We start from the raw sequence: 18,095 nt of genomic DNA, 5'->3' as shown, positions 1-18,095 counted from the left end.
GGACTATGAATTGACCCTTGGGAGTGATTAAGCATTTAGTCCGGCTTGTCACACCTTCCTCAAATCGGACCGCATGGGACGTTGCGGCGCGGAAGTCCTGCGAGGGAACCGCGAAGGAACCGCGAGGAAGGGGTGGCCCGATGACCGCCGCCACGAAGAAGATCGCCGGTGGCATTGCCGCCTCGGCGCTGGTCCTGGGAGTTGCGGGGTGCAGTACTTCGGAGCCCGCCAAGTCCCCGCCCGTACGCAAGGGCGCCGCCGCCCCGGAGGCCCCGGGCAGCGTCAAGCGGCTCATCGGCGACGGCTCGACCTCGTACACCGGTCCGCAGCCGAACGTACAGAAGGCGCAGAAGCTGAAGCCCGGCGAGAAGCCGCCGCAGTTCGTCGTGTACTCGTGGGACGGGGCCGGCGAGGACAGTCAGCGGCTCTTCTCGCACTTCCGTGAGGTCGGCAAGAAGTACAACGCCCGTATGACGTACTTCCTCAGCGGCGTGTACATGCTCCCGGAGGAGAAGAAGGACCTCTACACGGCCCCGCAGCACTCACCGGGCCGCTCCGACATCGGCTTCGGCGACCTCCAGGGCATCAAGGACACCGCCACCCAGGTGCGCGCCGCCTGGCTGGAGGGCAACGAGATCGGTACCCACTTCAACGGCCACTTCTGCGGACCCGACGGCGGGGTCGGCACCTGGTCGGTCGACGAGTGGAAGAGCGAGATCAATCAGGCCAAGTCCTTCGTCAAGAACTGGAAGACGAACGCCGCCCTGAAGGACATGGAGGCGCTCCCCTTCGACTACGACAAGGAGCTCATCGGCGCCCGGACCCCCTGCCTCGAAGGTCAGAAGAACTTCATGCTGGCCGCGAAGGGCATGGGGTTCCGCTACGACTCCAGCGGCATCAGCAAGCAGATCTGGCCCAAGAAGACGGACGGACTCTGGGACCTGCCGCTCCAGTTGGTGCCCATGCCGGGCCGCGCTTTCGACACCCTGAGCATGGACTACAACTACATGGTCAACCAGTCCGGTACGACCTCGCAGGGCGACCCCTCGCAGCACGCGTACTGGGGCGAGCAGATGCGCGACGGCCTGATGAAGGCATTCGAGCGCACCTACCAGGGCAACCGGGCGCCTCTGATCATCGGCAACCACTTCGAGTCCTGGAACGGCGGCACCTACATGCGCGCCGTCGAGGACTCCATCAAGGGCATGTGCACGCAGAAGGAGGTCCGCTGCGTGCCCTTCCGCGAGCTGGCCGACTGGCTGGACGCCCAGGACCCCAAGGTCCTGGAGTGGATGCGCACGCTCGATGTCGGCCAGGCGCCGAAGGAGGGCTGGACGAAGTTCCTGACGGCGGGGCCGCCGGCGCCGCCGGCCGCCCCCGCCGGGGTCAAGCCGGCTGAGGAGTCGGCCGACGAGAGTCAGGGCGAGGACTGACGAAGTCCCCCGGGGCGACGACTTCCCGCAGCACGAAACCGGGGTCGATCTGGTCCGCCAGGTCGACCCCGGTCTTCGCGTTCCCCCAGCTCTCCGCGTTGCGCAGGTGGAAGTGCACCATCTGCTCGGTGTACCGGTCCCAGTCGCGCTGCGCGTACGAGTCGTCGGCCGCGTCCTGGAGCGCCTGAAGCGCCAGCCGGTTGCTCGCCTCCAGCAGCTCGAAGGCGGCCGGGCGGCCCTTCTCCATCGACCGCACCCAGTCCGAGTGCCCGACGGTGACCAGAAGGTCCTGGCCGACCTCGTCCTGCAGGAACTCGATGTCCTCCGGACCCTGCACCTTGTTGCCGATCACCTTGAGCGTGACCCCGAAGTCCCGCGCGTACTCCTTGTACTGGCGGTAGACGGAGACGCCCTTGCGGGTCGGCTCGGCGACCAGGAAGGTCACGTCGAAGCGGGTGAACATGCCCGAGGCGAAGGAGTCCGAGCCCGCCGTCATGTCGACGACGACGTACTCGTCCGGCCCGTCGACGAGGTGGTTGAGGCACAGCTCCACCGCTCCGACCTTGGAGTGGTAGCAGGCCACTCCCAGATCGGACTCGGTGAACGGACCCGTGGCCATCAGCCGTACGGGCTCCCCGTCGAGCAGCACCGTGCGCGCGCACGCCTCGTACACGGGGTTGTCCTCGCCGACCCGCAGCAGTCGCGAGCCGGTGCCGGGCGGGGTGGTCTTGATCATCGTGTCCGCGGACGCGATGCGCGGGTTGGAGCCGCGGAGGTAGTCCTTGATCAGGGGCAGGTGCGCGCCCAGGGCGGGCAGCGCGGCCGCCTCGTCCTCGCTGAGTCCGAGCGCGGCGCCCAGGTGCTGGTTGATGTCGGCGTCCACCGCGACGACGGAGGCCTCATTGGCGGCGAGGTGGCGGATGAAGAGGGAGGACAGCGTGGTCTTGCCGCTGCCGCCCTTTCCCACGAAAGCGATCTTCATGTTCACAAAGAGTAGTGGATTGGTCGCTTTGAGTTGTCTCGGTAAGTGAAGAAGACCACTCCAAGGAGGGGTCGGTGCTATGGGGCCGCAGTGCGTAGGCTCCTTACTTATGAGTAGTGCTTCTGACTCCGCCACCCCTGCTGCCGCTGCCTCGGCCGCCGACCCGCTGGCCCCGCTGGGCGCGCTCCCCGGGGTCGCCGAGTCCGTGGATTCCGTACGCAAGGCCGTGGACCGGGTGTACGGACACCGGGTCATGCGCCGCCGCAGCGGGGAGATCACCTCGGAAGCCGCACTGCGTGGTGCGCGGGGGAGCGCGGCGCTGTCGGGGGCCGACTGGGCGCTGGAGGAGGTGCGCCGCCGGACCGACTTCGGTGCGGAGGCCGAGGCGCGCACGGTGGGCGCGGCGCTGCGCCTCACGGCCGAGGCGGGGCAACTGCTCAGCATCTGGCGCCAGTCGCCGCTACGGGTCCTGGCGCGGCTGCACCTCGTGGCCTCGGGGTCGACCGCGGACGGCGATGCGGTGGGGCGCCCGCGGCTGGCGGGCGAGCCGGTGGACGAGCCGTTCGTCACCGCCCCGCTGCCGAGTGCGGAGGAAGTCGCGGGCCGACTGGACGGGCTCTCCCGGCTGATCATCGCGGGCGGCTCCGCCCCGGCGCTGATCACGGCGGCGGTGGTGCACGGCGAGCTGCTGGCCCTGCGCCCCTTCGGCTCGTACAACGGCCTGGTCGCGCGTGCGGCGGAGCGGATCGTGCTGATCAACAGCGGTCTCGACCCGAAGGCGATCTGCCCGGCGGAGGTGGGCCATGCGGAGCAGGGCCGCGACGCCTACCTGGCGGCCTTCGACGGGTACGTGTCCGGTACCGCGGAGGGGATGTCCGCCTGGATCGCCCACTGCGGGCGCGCGATCGAGCTGGGTGTGCGCGAGTCGACGGCGGTGTGCGAGGCGCTGCAGCGGGGCGCGGCGTAGGCGTGGCGTAGGCGCCTACGCGCCGACAAAGGGTTGCGGCGACACCGTCTTGCTTTGGTGTCGCCGCTGGCATTTACGCCCAGTTACCAAGCGTCCTCGATGGTTGCCCATCAGGTCGGGAACTTTGCCCGTCACCTGGTGCGGCTGGCCCGTAATCGACGGGTCGACGTCGCGTGGGTGCTCGGCGTTCATGCTTCGGTCCGTGGGCCTTACTGCGTTTTAAAGATGATCCTCTCGGATGTTCTTTGGTCTCGCGGGCCGTTGACTCCTTTGTACTCCGCTTCCGAGTCGAGCGAAACCCCTGGCCGCATTTCTTTGCTTTACGGGGCGTCCGGGGGCGAACCGGACAGCCCAAATCGGCGCAGGTCAGGCGGCCGCCCGGGGTGGCCGAGGCGGTTGCTCGGGGCGGCTCGGGCGGTCGCTAGGGGTGGCTCAGGCGGCGGCTCGGGCAGCTCAGGCGGAGCCGGCGGCGGCGAGGGCGGCGCGGCGCCGGCTCGCGTACCAGACCAGTCCGGCGGTGGCCGCGGCCGCACCGACGGCCGCCGCGGCGACGAGTGCCGGGCGGGCCGGCATCGACAGCCCGGGCAGCCGCTGCTTCAGCCGTACCGGCCGGTTGAAGACCAGTACCGGCCATTCGCGGGCCGTCGCCTCGCGCCGCAGCGCCCGGTCGGGATTGACCGCGTGGGGGTGCCCCACGGCCTCCAGCATCGGGATGTCGGTGGCGGAGTCGCTGTACGCGTAGCACCGGGCGAGGTCATACCCCTCGGACTCCGCGAGCTCGCGCACGGCCTCCGCCTTCGTCGGACCGTAGGCGTAGTACTCGATCTCGCCGGTGAAGCAGCCGTCGTCGCCCACGACCATCCGCGTGGCGACGACCCGGTCGGCGCCCAGCATCTCGCCGATCGGCTCGACGACTTCGGCGCCTGAGGTGGACACGATCACAACGTCGCGGCCGGCGGTGTGGTGGGCCTCGATGAGGGACGCGGCCTCGTCGTAGATGATCGGGTCGATGAGGTCGTGCAGGGCTTCCGCGACGATCTCCCGGACCTGCTGCACGTTCCACCCCTTGCAGAGGGCGGAGAGGTACTCCCGCATCCGCTCCATCTGGTCGTGGTCCGCGCCGCCGGCCAGGAAGATGAACTGCGTGTACGCCGTGCGCAACACGGCTCGCCGGTTGATCAAGCCGCCTTGGTAGAAGGACTTGCTGAACGTCAGAGTGCTCGACTTCGCAATGACCGTCTTGTCCAGGTCGAAGAAGGCTGCGGTGCGAGGCAAGGAGTGCGGCAAGGGCTGATTTTCCACGACCCGAGCATATGCGCCCACCATTCGGCGTAAGGTGTGGCGCGTGGGTTTGCCTGAGAAGGCTCTCGGGTACACCATGGAAGTCACGGATCGTTCGCGACCGTGCTAACCCGGTCTGGCTCCTCCCCCCCCGAGTCGGACCGTGGGGACGACCCCCGCTCTCCCCCCCGGCGGGGGTCGTCGCATGTCCGGACGCGGTTCGCGTCCCTGCCTTCGGCCCCAAGTGACCATCCCTCTGGCCCTTCCTCTTGACGGGGCCAGCGCGGCGAAGGCCCTCACCAGATCAGACTCGTCACGGTGCGTAGTGGTTCCGCCGCGCTCTGGAACTCACCTGTTGGGGTGAGTGAGTTATTCACATCCGGCCGGTTGTCCACAGTTTTCAAGCAAGATCCACTTCTTTTTCCTGATCGCGGCACGGTGATTCCGGCCGCGAAGTCCGCGGTGCTGGATATGCGGTGAGAAGGGGGCGGAGATCGTGGCTGGATCTAAGTCGTGGGAAGTCCGGGAAGCCGTCGTGGCGGGCGGGGTGGGTCGGATCGCGGGTTCGGGTGCTGCCGCACCCGGTGGGGGACGACCGCTGATCATCACCGAGGACCCCGTGCTGCTGGACGACCTGCTGCGGCTGTGCGCCGCGGCGGGTGCCGAGCCGCACGTGCAGCATGCGGTGCCGGAGCAGAGCGGGGCCGGATCGGGGGCCGGATCCGCGGGCGGTGGTCGGAGCGCCGGCGAGGTCGGCTGGGAGTCGGCGCCGCTCGTCCTGGTCGGGGACGACGCCGCGCGGCGCGTGCGCGGGGCCCCGAGGCGGGACGGGGTGTTCCTCGTCGGCCGCGAGGTCGACGACCCCCTGGTGTGGCAGCGGGCCTTGGAGATCGGCGCCGAGGAAGTGCTCCGGCTGCCTGACGCCGAGGGCCTGCTCGTGGACCGCATCGCCGATGTGGTGGAGGGGGCAGGACGGCCCGCCCTGGCCGTCGGGGTGATCGGCGGCAGCGGCGGAGCGGGAGCGTCCACCCTCGCCTGCGCGCTGGCCCTGCGGGCCGCCCGAGCCGGGGAGCGGACCATCCTCATCGACGGCGACCCGCTCGGCGGGGGCATGGACGTACTGCTCGGGGGTGAAGCCGCCGAGGGGCTGCGCTGGCCGGACTTCGCCGGTTCCAGGGGCCGGGTCGGCGCCGGGGCCCTGGAGGAGTCGCTACCCGAACTGCACGCCCTGCGGGTGCTCAGCTGGGACCGCGGGGACCGGGTGGTGGTGCCGCCCGCCGCGATGCGGTCGGTGGTCGCCGCCGCCCGCCGTCGTGGCGGGGTCGTGGTGGTGGACCTGCCTCGCCGGGTGGACGAGGCCGTGGCCGAGGTGCTGGCGCAGCTGGACCTGGTGCTGATGGTGGTCCCGGGCGAGTTGCGGGCGGTGGCCGCGGCGGGCCGGGTGGCTGCCGGGGTGCGGATGGTGGCCCGGGACGTACGCGTCGTCGTACGGGGCCGCGGACCCGGCGGACTCGACGCCGAGGCGGTGGCCGGGCTGCTGGGGGCGCCGCTGGCCGGTGAGGTGCCGGTCGAGGTGGGACTCCCGGGGCGGGTGGCCGAGGGGGAACCGCCGGGTGCGCAGGGGCGCGGTGCGCTGGCCCGGTTCTGCGACGGCTTCTGGCAGCGGGTGCTCGGCTCCGCCCAGGGGGTGACGGTATGAGCGCCGTGCTGCTGGACGCGGTGCGCCGGCGGCTCGCCGAGAGCGGGGCGGACCCGACCCCGGCCCGGGTCGCGGCGGCCCTGCGGGAGCAGGGCCGACTGCTGGGCGACGCGGAAGTGCTGGGCGTGGCCGCCGAACTGCGCTCCGAACTGGTCGGCGCGGGCCCGCTGGAGGCGCTGCTCGCCGACCCCGAGGTCACCGATGTTCTGGTGGCCGCCCCCGACCGGGTGTGGGTGGACCGCGGCGGCGGGCTGGAGCTGACCTCGGTGACCTTCGCGGACACCGATGCCGTGCGCAGGCTCGCCCAGCGGCTCGCCGCCGTCGCGGGACGGCGCCTCGACGACGCCCGGCCCTGGGTGGACGCCCGGATGCCGGACGGCACCCGGCTGCATGCGGTGCTGCCGCCGGTGGCGGTCGGGTCGGCCTGCCTGTCGCTGCGGGTGGTGCGGCCGAGGGCGTTCACGCTGGAGGAGCTGGTGGCGGCGGGGATGCTTCCGCCCGGCGGGCAGCGGCTGCTGCGGGACATGATCGAGGCCCGGCTGTCGTTCCTCGTCTCCGGCGGGACCGGTACCGGCAAGACCACCCTGCTCAGTGCCCTGTTGGGGCTTGTCGGACCCGGAGAGCGGATCGTACTGGCCGAGGACTCGGCCGAACTGCGCCCCGACCATCCACATGTCGTGCGGCTGGAGACCCGCCCGGCCAACCAGGAGGGGGCGGGCCTGGTCACCCTCGCGGATCTGGTCCGCCAGGCACTGCGGATGCGCCCGGACCGGCTGGTCGTCGGCGAGGTGCGGGGCGCCGAAGTGGCCGACCTGCTGGCTGCGTTGAACACCGGCCACGAAGGCGGCTGCGGCACGGTCCACGCCAACGCCGCGGCGCACGTCCCGGCCCGGCTGGAGGCGCTCGGGACGGCTGCGGGGCTCGACCGGGCCGCCCTGCACAGCCAGTTGGCGGCCGCGCTGACCCTGGTGGTGCACCTGGTCCGGGACCGGGCAGGCCGGCGCCGGGTCGCCGAGGTGCATGTGCTCCAGCGGGACGCCGCCGGGCTGGTGGTCACCGTGCCGGCGCTGCGCTGGGCCGCGCGCGGGTTCGTACGGGAGCGGGGCTGGGAGCGGCTGCGCCCGCTGCTGGGCGGTGCCCGGTGAGCGCCGTGGCGGCGGTGCCGGTGCCGGTCTTCGCCGGGGTGCTGTGCGCCGGGGCGGCCGCCTGGACGCTGGCCGGGGGCGACCGGGAGTCCCGGCGGACCCGGATGGTGCTGGCCGGCGCGGGACCGGTGGTGCCGAGCGGGCCGGTGCGCTGGGAGCGGCTGGTGACCGGCGTACGGGTAGGGGCCGCGCGGTGGCGGGAGTGGGCCTGCCTCGGGGCCGGGCTGGTGCTCGGGCTGATGGGCGGGTCGGTGATTCCGGTCGTGGCGGGCGCCGTGGCGCTGCCGCTGGTGCGGCGCTGGCTGCGTGCCCGGGAGCGGGAGCGCGCCCGGGCGGCGAGGGCCGCGGAGGTGGCGGCCCTGTGCGGCGCGGTGGTGGGCGAGCTGCGGGCCGGGGCGCAGCCCGGCCAGGCGCTGACCGCGGCGCTTCGCCGGACTGTCTCGGGCCCCGGCGGGCCGGGCGGGGCGGAAGCGGCCGTGCTGGCGGCGGCGACGTTCGGCGGGGAGGTGCCCGGGGCCCTGCGGCAGGCCGCCCGGGAACCCGGCGCGGAGGGGCTGGCCGGAATGGCGGCCTGCTGGCGGGTCTCGGTGGACGGGGGCGCCGGGCTGGCCGCCGGACTGGACCGGCTGGAGGCGGCGCTGCGGGCCGAGCGCGACCGGGAGGAGTCGCTGCGGGCCCAGTTGGCGGGGGCGAGATCGACGACGGCGGTGCTGGCCCTGCTGCCGGTGGTGGCGCTGCTGATCGGCATGGGGCTGGGGGCGGATCCGCTGCGCGTGCTGCTCCACACGCCCGTGGGCTGGGGCTGCCTGCTGGCGGGCGGGGTCCTGGAGGCGCTGGGACTGCTGTGGTGCCGACGGATCGTGCGGGCGGGGGAGCGGTGATGGGCGGCTTCGCGGTCCACAGGCTGGGGACGGCACTGTGCCTCGCGGCGGTGGTGCTGTGCGGGGCGACGGCCTGGGCGGGCGGAGCCCGGGAGCGGGCCGCCCGGCGGCGGGTCTGCGTCCTGCTGGCGACGCAACCAGCGCGGAAACGGCTGGTGTTGGGGCCGCGGATACGGGCTGCGGCGGCCGCCTGGGCGGGGTCGGCCGGGGCCCTGGCGGCGGGCTGGGTGCTGATCGGCGGGTTCGCGGGGGCGGCGGTCGGGTGCGCGGCGGCCTTCGGGGTGCGGTGGTGGTCGGGCCGCCCGCCGCCGCCCGCCGGGGTGGACCCGAAGGAGGCGGAGCGCCAGCTGCCCTTCGCGGCAGACCTGTTGGCCGCTTGCCTGGCGGCGGGAGCCGGGCCCGTGGAGGCCGCCGAGGTGGTGGGGGAGTCCCTGGGCGGCCCCGTGGGCGAGCGGCTGTCCCTGGCCGGGGCGGAGCTGCGGCTCGGCGGGGAACCGGGCGCCGCGTGGGGCAGGTTGGCGGAGATACCGGGCGCCAGGGCGCTGGCCGAGTGCCTGGAGCGGTCCGCCCGGACGGGTGCGCCGGCGGCGGAACCGGTCTCGCGGCTGGCGGGGGCGCTGCGGGCGGATCGGACCCGGCTGGCGGGCGCCCGCGCGCAGCGGGCGGCGGTGCTCGTCACGGCGCCGGTGGGGCTGTGCTTCCTCCCCGCCTTTCTTGCGATCGGAGTGGCTCCGGTGGTGATCGGTATGGCTTCGGGCCTCCTCTCGAACACCTGAAATCCAAATCTGAAATCACGTCAAGAAGCTGAATCAACAGGAGGTTGGCATGAGGATCATCTGGTCTCGCGTACGGGCGGCACTGACGGGCCGCGGCGGAGATGCGGGAATGTCGACATCGGAATACGCCATGGGCGCGATCGCGGCGTGTGCATTCGCGGCCGTCCTGTACAAGGTGGTGACGAGCGAGGTGGTCTCCACGGCGCTCCAAACGACCATCGGGAAGGCACTCGATGTGCCGTTCTGAGCGAAACTCACGGGGAATGCGGGGCGGGAGGGACGACCGGGGATATGTGACGGCGGAGGCCGCCCTGGTGATCCCGGCGCTGGTGCTGTTCGCGGCGCTGCTCGTGTGGGCGCTGATGGCGGCTGCCGCGCAGATCCGGTGCGTGGACGCCGCGCGGGCCGGTGCCCGGGCGGCGGCCCGCGCGGAGCCGACGGAGGTGACGGTGGCGGCGGCCGAGGCGGCCGCCCCGCCGGGCGCCGAGGTAAGGGTGGAACGGACGGGCGACCTGTGGCGCGTCCGCGTGTCAGCCCCCGCCCCGGGCCCACCCGGCCTCCCGTTCCACCTCGGCGCCCAGGCGGTCTCCCTGGCCGAAGACACCGTGGGACCCCCGCCATGACCGGCCGCGCCCCCCAGCCGCCAAACCGTCCCCCGAGCCGCACGACGAGCCGAGCCATGAACCGGGCCCTGAGCCGGTCCGCCGCCCGGGTCCCGAGCCGCCCTCCGGGCTGGGCCGCGTGTTGGCTCATCAGCCGGGCTGCGAACTGGCCCTTGAGCCGGTCCGTGGGTCGGACCGCGAACGGGGCCCCGGGCCGGCCCGTGGGCCGGTCACCGAACCGGGGTCACGCCCGGTCCGAGAGCCGGGGTCGGGGCCGGGCTATGGACCGGGTCCTGAGCCGGCCCCCGGGTTGGGCCGTGGGTTGGACGGCGAACCGAGCCCCGGGCCGGTCCGTGGGCTGGCCCCTGATCCGGTCTGTGGGCCGGGCCCTGAGGCGGGCCGTGTCCTGGTCCCTGGGCCGGTCTGTGGGCAGGGCCGTGGGTTGGACTGCGTGCTGGCCCCCGGGCCGGTCCACAAACGGGCCCCCGAACCGGGCTCTGGGCTGGTCCGGGAGCCGGGGTAGGGCCAGGTGCCGGGCCCTGAGCTGGGTGGCGGGGCGGGTCCCGGACGGGGCTGGGAGGCGGGCTCGGGGCCGGGGCGCGAGTCGTCTTGTGGGTCCGGCTCGGGGCCGGGCTGGGGATCGAGGGTCGGCGACGGTATGGGCTGCGCTCGTGATGACCGTGCTCGGGGCGGTGTTCGGCGGAGTGCTCCTGCTCGGCCAGGCCGTCGTGGCCCGCCACCGTGCGGCGGCGGCCGCCGACCTGGCGGCCCTCTCGGCCGCCGCGAGCTGGACCCACGGCCCGGAGGCCGCCTGCGCCACGGCGATACGGGTTGCCGCGGCGCAGGGTGCGCGCGTCACCAGGTGCGTGGTGACGGGAGAGACGGCGCAGGTCACGGCCCGTGTGGCGACGGGCCCGTTCACACCGCCGATCCGCGCCCGGGCGGGCCCGCCCCTGCCGCCACCGGACGGCGGCGCCATACCGGGGCAACGGCCGCCCGCCCCGGCCGGGCCCCCGACCTGAGCCGAAGCCCGTCCAGGGCCCTGCCGCCGCCCCAACCCCGGGCCCTGAGTACGGCACGGTCCCGGCCCCGCAGTCGGCCCAGCTAAGGCCAGAACCAGGCCTTGGTGGGCGCCCGGGTCCCGGTTCTGGCCGGCTCGGGATCCGACTTCGGCTCTGGGGGCCTCCCGGTGGGCGCCCGGGTCCGGGTTCTGGCCCGGCTCGGGGTCCGACTTCGGCTCCGGGCTCCGGCCCAGACCGTGGCTGTGGCCCGGGATCCGGGTCCGGCACGTACCGGCCCGCCCCGGGTGTCGGCCCGGACGAGTACCGGCCTGGACTCCGGTGCCGGCCCGGTACGTGGTTCCAGCTCGGGTGCTGGGGGCGGACGAGTTCTGGTCCGCGCCTTGGCGTGGCCCCGGACCGCGGTGTCGGCCCGGACCAGTATGGGCCCGGATTCCGGTGCCGGGTTGGACCGTGGTTCCGGTACCGGCCCGAACCGGCCTCAAGGTCCGGACTTCGGTTCCAGTCCGGGGCTTGGGGCCGGACAAGTACCGGCCCGCTCGCCCGGTGTCGGCTCGGACCCGCTGGCGGCCCGATCCCCGGGGTCCGGGTCACGGGCCCCAGGCCCTGCCGGGACCAGTACCGGTCCGGATCCGGGGCGGGGCTGGCCCCGCGGCCCGGTACCCCCGCCCCGGGACTGGCCCGGGCCGCGGGGGCCTGGTCCGGCAGCGGGCCCTGCGGGACCGGACGGGCCCGGGGTTCCGCGGCGCGGCAGCGGGACCTGGGGCCAGCGGTCCGGGGCTCCGGGGTGCGGTGGCGGGACCTGTGCCCGTGCCGGGTTGGGGCCCCCGGCGCCAGGGCCGGCCCGGGGTTAGGGGTGGGGGGATTCCTTGAGGAGGTGGGTCAGGAGGCGGATGGCGCCGCGTTTGTGGAGGGGGTCGTTGCCGTTGCCGCATTTGGGGGACTGGATGCAGGAGGGGCAGCCGGCCTCGCATTCGCAGGCGGCGATGGCGTCGCGGGTCGCGCTCAGCCAGGCGTGGGCCGTGTGGAAGGCGCGCTCGGCGAATCCGGCGCCGCCGGGGTGGCCGTCGTAGACGAAGACCGTCGGGAGGAGGGTGTCGGGATGCAGCGGGACGGAGACCCCGCCGATGTCCCAGCGGTCGCAGGTGGCGAAGAGCGGCAGCAGGCCGATGGAGGCGTGCTCGGCGGCGTGCAGGGCGCCGCCGAGGATCTCCGGGTTGATCCGGGCCTCGTCGAGCTGGTCCTCGGTGACCGTCCACCACACGGCCCGCGTGCGCAGGGTGCGGGGCGGCAGGTCCAGCTTGGCCTCGCCGAGGACCTCGCCGGTGATCAGCTTGCGGCGCAGGTAGGAGACGACCTGGTTGGTGACCTCGACGGAGCCGAAGCAGAGCCGGCCCCGGCCCCACGGGACCTCCGTCTCGGTCTCCAGGACCGAGATCGAGGTGGTGTCGCGGGCGGTGGTGGAGAAGGGCGGGCTGGACTCCTCCACCAGGGCCACCGAATCCTCCAGGTCCAGGTGCTTCACGAGATACGTGCGGCCCTGGTGGAGGTGGACCGCCCCGTCGTGGACGCTGGTGTGGGCGGCGGACTCGTCGACCGTGCCCAGCAGCCGCCCCGTGGCGGCCTCGACGATCTGTACGGGGCGGCCGCCGTCGCCCCGGATGTCGGTCAGGTCCGAGGCCCGCTCGCGGCGGGTCCAGTGCCAGGCCGTCGCCCGGCGGCGCAGCAGCTTGGCCGCCTCCAGCTGGGGGAGCAGTTCCCGGGCCGCCGGGCCGAAGAGGTCGAGGTCCGCCTCCGTCAGGGGGATCTCGGCCGCGGCCGCGCACAGGTGGGGGGCCAGGACGTACGGGTTGTCCGGGTCCAGCACCGTGGCCTCGACCGGCTGGCGGAACAGCGCCTCCGGGTGGTGGACGAGGTACGTGTCGAGCGGGTCGTCACGGGCGATCAGCACGGCCAGGGCCCCCTGGCCCGAGCGCCCGGCACGGCCGGCCTGCTGCCACAGGGAGGCCCGGGTGCCGGGGTAGCCGGTGATCAGTACGGCGTCCAGCCCGGAGACGTCCACGCCGAGCTCCAGGGCGGTCGTGGCGGCCAGCCCCAGCAGTTCCCCGGAGTGCAGGGCCCGCTCCAGGGCGCGGCGCTCCTCGGGCAGGTAGCCGCCCCGGTAGGCCGCGACCCGCCGGGGCAGTGAGCGGTCCACCTCGGCGAGCCGTTCCTGGGCGATGACGGCGATCAGCTCTGCGCCGCGCCGGGAGCGGACGAAGGCGACGGTGCGTACGCCCTGGACGACCAGGTCGGTGAGGAGGCTCGCGGTCTCGGCCGTGGCCGTACGGCGTACTGGGGCGCCCTTCTCGCCCTTGAGGTCGGTCAGGGGCGGCTCCCACAGGGCGAAGACGACCTCGCCGCGCGGGGAGGCGTCGTCGGCGACCTCGACGACCGGCAGGCCCGTCAGGCGGGACGCGGCGGCCGCCGGGTCGCTCGCGGTGGCGGAGGCCAGCAGGAAGACGGGTTCGGAGCCGTAGCGGGCGCACAGCCGCCGCAGCCGGCGCAGGACCTGGGCGACGTGGGAGCCGAAAACTCCCCGGTAGCTGTGGCACTCGTCGATCACCACGTAGCGCAGGGCCCGCAGGAAGGAGGACCAGCGGGGATGGGCGGGCAGGATCCCGCGGTGCAGCATGTCGGGGTTGGTGAGGACGTAGTTGGCGTACTGGCGCACCCACTCGCGTTCCTCGACGGGGGTGTCGCCGTCGTAGACGGCGGGGCGGATCGCGTTGCCCAGCGGGGCGGCCAGTTCCCGTACGGCGCGTCGCTGGTCGGCGGCCAGGGCCTTGGTCGGGGCCAGGTACAGGGCGGTCGCACCGCGCCCGTTGGGGGCCTCGGCGCCGTCCGCCAGGGCGGAGAGCACGGGAGCCAGGTACGCCAGGGACTTGCCCGAGGCGGTGCCGGTCGCGACGACCACCGACTCGCCGTCGAGGGCGTGCTCGGCCGCCGCGGCCTGGTGTTCCCACGGATGGTCGATGCCGGCTGCCTGGATGGCGGCTACGACATCAGTTCGGATGCGGTCGGGCCAGACCGCATGACGGCCCGCCCGAGGGGGCAAGTGCTCCGTATGGGTGATGCGCGCAGCCCGGGATGGCCCCCCTGCCAGCCGGTCCAGGACCGTGGCGGGGGTGGGTCGTGGGTCCACGGGTGCCGTGGGCCGACCGGGGCGGTGAGTATTGGCCATTGGAACCGAGTGTGTCACTGGCGTGCGGGACAATGGTCCCAAGGCGTCGTGCGCGCCTGCCGGTAAGTGATTGAATGCCATCGCGGCAGCCAATCCCTCGCCTACCTTCGGGTGGGGAGGCCCCTGGGGGGCGCCGCTCGATAGCAAGGTGCTGGAGGATCCGTGGACCTGTCCCTGTCGACTCGCACTGTCGGCGACCGTACGGTCGTGGAGGTCGGTGGCGAGATTGATGTGTATACCGCGCCCAAGCTGCGCGAGCAGTTGGTCGAGTTGGTGAACGACGGCAGCTACCACCTGGTTGTCGACATGGAGCGAGTGGACTTCCTCGACTCCACCGGGCTTGGTGTGCTCGTGGGAGGCCTCAAGCGCGTCCGCGCGCACGAGGGCTCGCTGCGTCTGGTCTGCAACCAGGAGCGCATCCTGAAGATCTTCCGCATCACCGGCCTGACCAAGGTGTTCCCCATCCACACCTCGGTGGAGGACGCCGTCAGCGCCACCGACTGACGGCTTCCCGGCAGCCGCCCGGCGGGCAGCCGCCGAGGAGCCGCATGAGGAGCGGGGGGTACCGGACCACAGGCGGTCCGGGCCCCTGCAAGGCACGCCCGTAGTCCGAGGGGGACGCGCATGGCCACCGTTGAACTGCGCTTCAGCGCCCAGCCCGAACACGTCAGGACGGCCCGCTTGGTCGCGGCCGCCGTGGCGCGGCGGGCCGGCGTGGAGGAAGCCGTCCTCGACGAGGTTCGCCTCGCCGTGGGCGAGGCCTGCTCGCGCGCCGTCGGACTGCACCGCAGCAACGGGCTGACCGCGCCCGTCCGGGTCGTGCTGACCGAGGAGGAGAAGGTGTTCTCCATCGAGGTCGGCGACGAGGTTCCAGGGCCGCCCGGAGGCCCGGCCGACGCCGTGCCCGGCATCGACGCCGTCCTTGACCCGGACATCGAGGGCGAGGACGAGATGGGCCTCGCGGTGATCAGCGGGCTCGTCGACGACGTCGAGGTGACCAGCGGGGAAGCGGGCGGGACCATCCGGATGAGCTGGCCCGTGGCCGGGGTTTCCGAACTTCCGTAAGGCGTCAGGGCACGACCCTCCTGCGGTGGGGGTCGCCCGGACCGCCGGGATCGCGCCGGGCCTGTGGCCCCGGCGCGCTTTGTGCTGCCCGCCCTGCCCGGCCCCGCCCTGCCGACCTGCCCGCTCCCTGCTGCGAGACCGGCTGCGCGTCCGACGGTGCGTCTGCTGGCCGTCTGCTGCTCGGACGGCCCGTCCGCCGACCACCCCCCGGTCGCCTCCGGTGGCCCCCGGTCGCCCCCGATCCCGCCGTCCAACGCCGCCGCGTGCGCGGGTCGTCGTATCTTCCGATCTTTATCCCGGCCCTGCTGAGCAGGGCCTTTTTTGTGTTTCCGCGCCGCCTCTCGCGCAAATTCCTAGATCAATGACCAGGCGTCAATGCCTTTGTCCCATTACCCCTTTCGAGGGTAATGGAGTGACGCGATCTATTGCTGAGGAGCAAGAGCAGGCCAATTCCGTTTCCCGCGCACTGTTTTGATCAGGGCGCGCTCCCTACAATCCGTCCACATCTTGAGCTCATCACGTCAAGGAGGACGAATGACGGGGCTCTTCACCCCTATCGCGCCCGATCGCACCACTGATCTGGCATCCGCAGTACTCACCGATGACAATCGGCTCATCGTGATCGTCATTGCGGCCGTGGCACTGGCCGCGCTCGTCGTCGCGCAGATCCTGGTCCGCCAGGTCCTCTCCGCCGACGAGGGAACCGACAGCATGAAGAAGATCGCCGCAGCCGTCCAGGAAGGCGCCAACGCCTACCTCGGCCGCCAGTTGCGCACCCTCGGCATCTTCGCCGTCGTGGTCTTCTTCCTGCTGTTCCTGCTGCCCGCCGACGACTGGACGCAGCGGGCGGGACGTTCCGCCTTCTTCCTCGTCGGCGCCATCTTCTCCGCGGCCACCGGCTACATCGGCATGCGCCTCGCGGTCCGTGCCAACGTCCGCGTCGCCGCAGCCGCCCGCGAGGCCACCCCCGCCGAGGGCGAGCCCGCCAAGGACCTGACCGAGGTCTCCCACAAGGCCATGCGGATCGCCTTCCGCACCGGCGGCGTGGTGGGCATGTTCACCGTCGGCCTCGGCCTGCTCGGCGCCTCCTGCGTCGTCCTGGTCTACGCCGCCGACGCCCCCAAGGTCCTGGAGGGCTTCGGCCTCGGAGCCGCCCTGATCGCGATGTTCATGCGCGTGGGCGGCGGCATCTTCACCAAGGCCGCCGACGTCGGCGCCGACCTGGTCGGCAAGGTCGAGCAGGGCATTCCGGAGGACGACCCGCGCAATGCCGCGACCATCGCCGACAACGTGGGCGACAACGTCGGAGACTGCGCAGGAATGGCCGCCGACCTCTTCGAGTCCTACGCCGTCACCCTGGTGGCCGCGCTCATCCTCGGCAAGGCCGCCTTCGGCGACCTGGGCCTCGCCTTCCCGCTGATCGTCCCCGCCATCGGTGTGGTCACCGCGATGATCGGCATCTTCGCGGTTTCCCCGCGCCGTACCGACCGCAGCGGCATGACCGCCATCAACCGCGGCTTCTTCATCTCCGCAGTGATCTCGCTCGTACTCGTCGCCATCGCCGTCTACGCGTACCTGCCGGCCACCTACAGGGAGCTCGTGGGCGTCGAGAACCCCGCGATCACCAACCACTCCGGTGACCCGCGCATCCTGGCCGTCGTCGCCGTCGCCATCGGCATCGTGCTCGCGGCCCTGATCCAGCAGCTGACCGGCTACTTCACCGAGACCAACCGCCGTCCCGTCCGGGACATCGGCAAGTCCTCCCTCACCGGCGCGGCGACCGTCGTGCTCGCCGGCATCTCCGTGGGCCTGGAGTCCGCCGTCTACACGGCGCTCCTCATCGGCCTCGGGGTCTACGGGGCGTTCCTGCTCGGCGGCACGTCGATCATGCTCGCGCTCTTCGCCGTGGCCCTGGCCGGCACCGGTCTGCTCACCACGGTCGGCGTCATCGTCGCCATGGACACCTTCGGGCCCGTATCCGACAACGCCCAGGGCATCGCCGAGATGTCCGGCGACGTCGAGGGCGCCGGCGCGCAGGTCCTGACCGACCTGGACGCGGTGGGCAACACCACCAAGGCCATCACCAAGGGCATCGCCATCGCCACCGCCGTGCTCGCGGCGGCCGCGCTCTTCGGCTCGTACAACGACGCCATCGCCACCGCGGTCAAGGAAGTCGGGGCCAAGGCCGGGGAGATGAACCTCAGCCTGGACATCGCGCAGCCCAACAACCTCGTCGGGCTGATCCTGGGCGCGGCGGTCGTGTTCCTGTTCTCCGGGCTCGCCATCAACGCCGTCTCCCGCTCCGCGGGCGCGGTCGTCTACGAGGTGCGCCGCCAGTTCCGCGAGCACCCCGGGATCATGGACTACACCGAGAAGCCCGAGTACGGGCGCGTCGTGGACATCTGCACCAAGGACGCGCTGCGCGAGCTCGCCACGCCCGGCCTGCTCGCCGTCCTCACGCCGATCGCCGTCGGGTTCTCGCTCGGTGTCGGCGCGCTCGGCTCCTTCCTGGCCGGAGCCATCGGCACCGGCACCCTGATGGCGGTCTTCCTCGCCAACTCCGGTGGCGCGTGGGACAACGCGAAGAAGCTCGTCGAGGACGGGCACTACGGCGGCAAGGGCAGTGCGGCCCACGAGGCGGTCGTCATCGGCGACACGGTCGGCGACCCGTTCAAGGACACCGCCGGTCCGGCCATCAACCCGCTGCTCAAGGTCATGAACCTGGTGGCCCTGCTGATCGCCCCGGCCGTCGTGCAGTTCAGCTACGGCGCGGACACCAACCCGACCGTGCGGGCGATCGTCGCGGTCCTCGCGATCGGCGTCATCGTCGGCGCGGTGTACGTCTCCAAGCGCCGCGGCATCGCGGTCGGCGAGGAGAGCGAGCCGGCGCCCGCCGAGCGGGTGGCCCAGTCGGCCGACACCGCGGTGGTCTCCTCGTAGGCCGGGCCCGGGCAGCGATCGGGCAGCGGCCGGGCAGGGTCTGACGGGGAGTCGGACGGGCTCGGCCGTACGCCCGAACGGC

Annotated in this window: 15 protein-coding genes; 12 read left to right on the top strand and 3 right to left on the bottom strand. The window is 72.9% G+C overall.

The genetic code is table 11. The annotated features are described in order from the left end of the window. The first annotated feature begins 140 nt into the window (after window positions 1-140). The gene (locus ACZ7GJ_RS14560) at window positions 141-1,433 is read left to right on the top strand and encodes a polysaccharide deacetylase family protein (protein WP_470751741.1); all 1,293 of its coding nucleotides are present in this window, start codon (window positions 141-143) and stop codon (window positions 1,431-1,433) included. Here the strand turns inward: ACZ7GJ_RS14560 and ACZ7GJ_RS14555 are convergent. Beyond that, window positions 1,387-2,415: an ATP-binding protein gene (locus ACZ7GJ_RS14555; RefSeq protein ID WP_470751740.1), complete on the bottom strand. Its 1,029-nt coding sequence runs from the start codon at window positions 2,413-2,415 to the stop codon at window positions 1,387-1,389. The genes ACZ7GJ_RS14560 and ACZ7GJ_RS14555 overlap by 47 nt on opposite strands. Before the next feature lie 109 nt (window positions 2,416-2,524). Here ACZ7GJ_RS14555 and ACZ7GJ_RS14550 point away from each other — a divergent pair, with 109 nt between their 5' ends. After that, on the top strand, window positions 2,525-3,382 hold the full coding sequence (locus ACZ7GJ_RS14550; RefSeq protein ID WP_470751739.1) for a Fic family protein: 858 nt from the start codon (window positions 2,525-2,527) through the stop codon (window positions 3,380-3,382). Window positions 3,383-3,835: 453 nt separating this feature from the next. Here the strand turns inward: ACZ7GJ_RS14550 and ACZ7GJ_RS14545 are convergent, their stop codons facing one another. Continuing rightward, window positions 3,836-4,708 carry an HAD family hydrolase gene (locus tag ACZ7GJ_RS14545; protein WP_470751738.1) on the bottom strand — a complete coding sequence of 291 codons (873 nt, stop codon included), beginning with the start codon at window positions 4,706-4,708 and terminating at the stop codon, window positions 3,836-3,838. 490 nt (window positions 4,709-5,198) lie between these two features. Here ACZ7GJ_RS14545 and ssd point away from each other — a divergent pair, with 490 nt between their 5' ends. From ssd to ACZ7GJ_RS14510, 7 genes are all read left to right on the top strand, one after another. After that, a complete protein-coding gene (gene ssd / locus ACZ7GJ_RS14540; RefSeq protein ID WP_470751876.1) occupies window positions 5,199-6,362 on the top strand; it encodes a septum site-determining protein Ssd in 1,164 nt (387 codons plus the stop codon). Beyond that, window positions 6,359-7,507: a TadA family conjugal transfer-associated ATPase gene (locus ACZ7GJ_RS14535; protein ID WP_470751737.1), complete on the top strand. Its 1,149-nt coding sequence runs from the start codon at window positions 6,359-6,361 to the stop codon at window positions 7,505-7,507. The genes ssd and ACZ7GJ_RS14535 overlap by 4 nt, the downstream gene beginning before the upstream one ends. Beyond that, window positions 7,504-8,388: a type II secretion system F family protein gene (locus ACZ7GJ_RS14530; protein ID WP_470751735.1), complete on the top strand. Its 885-nt coding sequence runs from the start codon at window positions 7,504-7,506 to the stop codon at window positions 8,386-8,388. The genes ACZ7GJ_RS14535 and ACZ7GJ_RS14530 overlap by 4 nt, the downstream gene beginning before the upstream one ends. Beyond that, the gene (locus tag ACZ7GJ_RS14525) at window positions 8,388-9,164 is read left to right on the top strand and encodes a type II secretion system F family protein (protein WP_470751733.1); all 777 of its coding nucleotides are present in this window, start codon (window positions 8,388-8,390) and stop codon (window positions 9,162-9,164) included. Before ACZ7GJ_RS14530 ends, ACZ7GJ_RS14525 begins: the two co-directional genes overlap by 1 nt. A 49-nt stretch (window positions 9,165-9,213) precedes the next feature. Then, a complete protein-coding gene (locus ACZ7GJ_RS14520) occupies window positions 9,214-9,411 on the top strand; it encodes a DUF4244 domain-containing protein (protein WP_470751732.1) in 198 nt (65 codons plus the stop codon). Next, window positions 9,398-9,787, top strand: coding sequence for a TadE family type IV pilus minor pilin (locus tag ACZ7GJ_RS14515; RefSeq protein WP_470751731.1), 390 nt, complete (start codon window positions 9,398-9,400; stop codon window positions 9,785-9,787). The genes ACZ7GJ_RS14520 and ACZ7GJ_RS14515 overlap by 14 nt, the downstream gene beginning before the upstream one ends. A 590-nt stretch (window positions 9,788-10,377) precedes the next feature. After that, on the top strand, window positions 10,378-10,788 hold the full coding sequence (locus ACZ7GJ_RS14510; protein WP_470751729.1) for an Rv3654c family TadE-like protein: 411 nt from the start codon (window positions 10,378-10,380) through the stop codon (window positions 10,786-10,788). An 847-nt stretch (window positions 10,789-11,635) separates the two neighbouring features. Here the strand turns inward: ACZ7GJ_RS14510 and ACZ7GJ_RS14505 are convergent. Continuing rightward, window positions 11,636-14,089: a DEAD/DEAH box helicase gene (locus ACZ7GJ_RS14505; protein WP_470751727.1), complete on the bottom strand. Its 2,454-nt coding sequence runs from the start codon at window positions 14,087-14,089 to the stop codon at window positions 11,636-11,638. A gap of 81 nt (window positions 14,090-14,170) precedes the next feature. Between ACZ7GJ_RS14505 and bldG the strand changes: the two genes are divergently transcribed. The 3 genes from bldG to ACZ7GJ_RS14490 all read left to right on the top strand — a co-directional run bounded on the left by bldG (window position 14,171) and on the right by ACZ7GJ_RS14490 (window position 18,013). Next, window positions 14,171-14,512, top strand: coding sequence for an anti-sigma factor antagonist BldG (gene bldG / locus ACZ7GJ_RS14500; RefSeq protein WP_267751850.1), 342 nt, complete (start codon window positions 14,171-14,173; stop codon window positions 14,510-14,512). A gap of 120 nt (window positions 14,513-14,632) precedes the next feature. Next, the gene (locus ACZ7GJ_RS14495; RefSeq protein ID WP_470751726.1) at window positions 14,633-15,073 is read left to right on the top strand and encodes an ATP-binding protein; all 441 of its coding nucleotides are present in this window, start codon (window positions 14,633-14,635) and stop codon (window positions 15,071-15,073) included. A 534-nt stretch (window positions 15,074-15,607) separates the two neighbouring features. Then, complete coding sequence (locus ACZ7GJ_RS14490; protein ID WP_470751724.1) at window positions 15,608-18,013, top strand: sodium-translocating pyrophosphatase; 2,406 nt, start codon at window positions 15,608-15,610, stop codon at window positions 18,011-18,013. Window positions 18,014-18,095: the final 82 nt, after the last annotated feature.

It is taken from the genome of Streptomyces sp. NPDC037242 (genome assembly GCF_055604165.1).
Note: the sequence above shows the minus strand (reverse complement) of the source record. Positions and strands in the feature narration are given on the sequence as shown.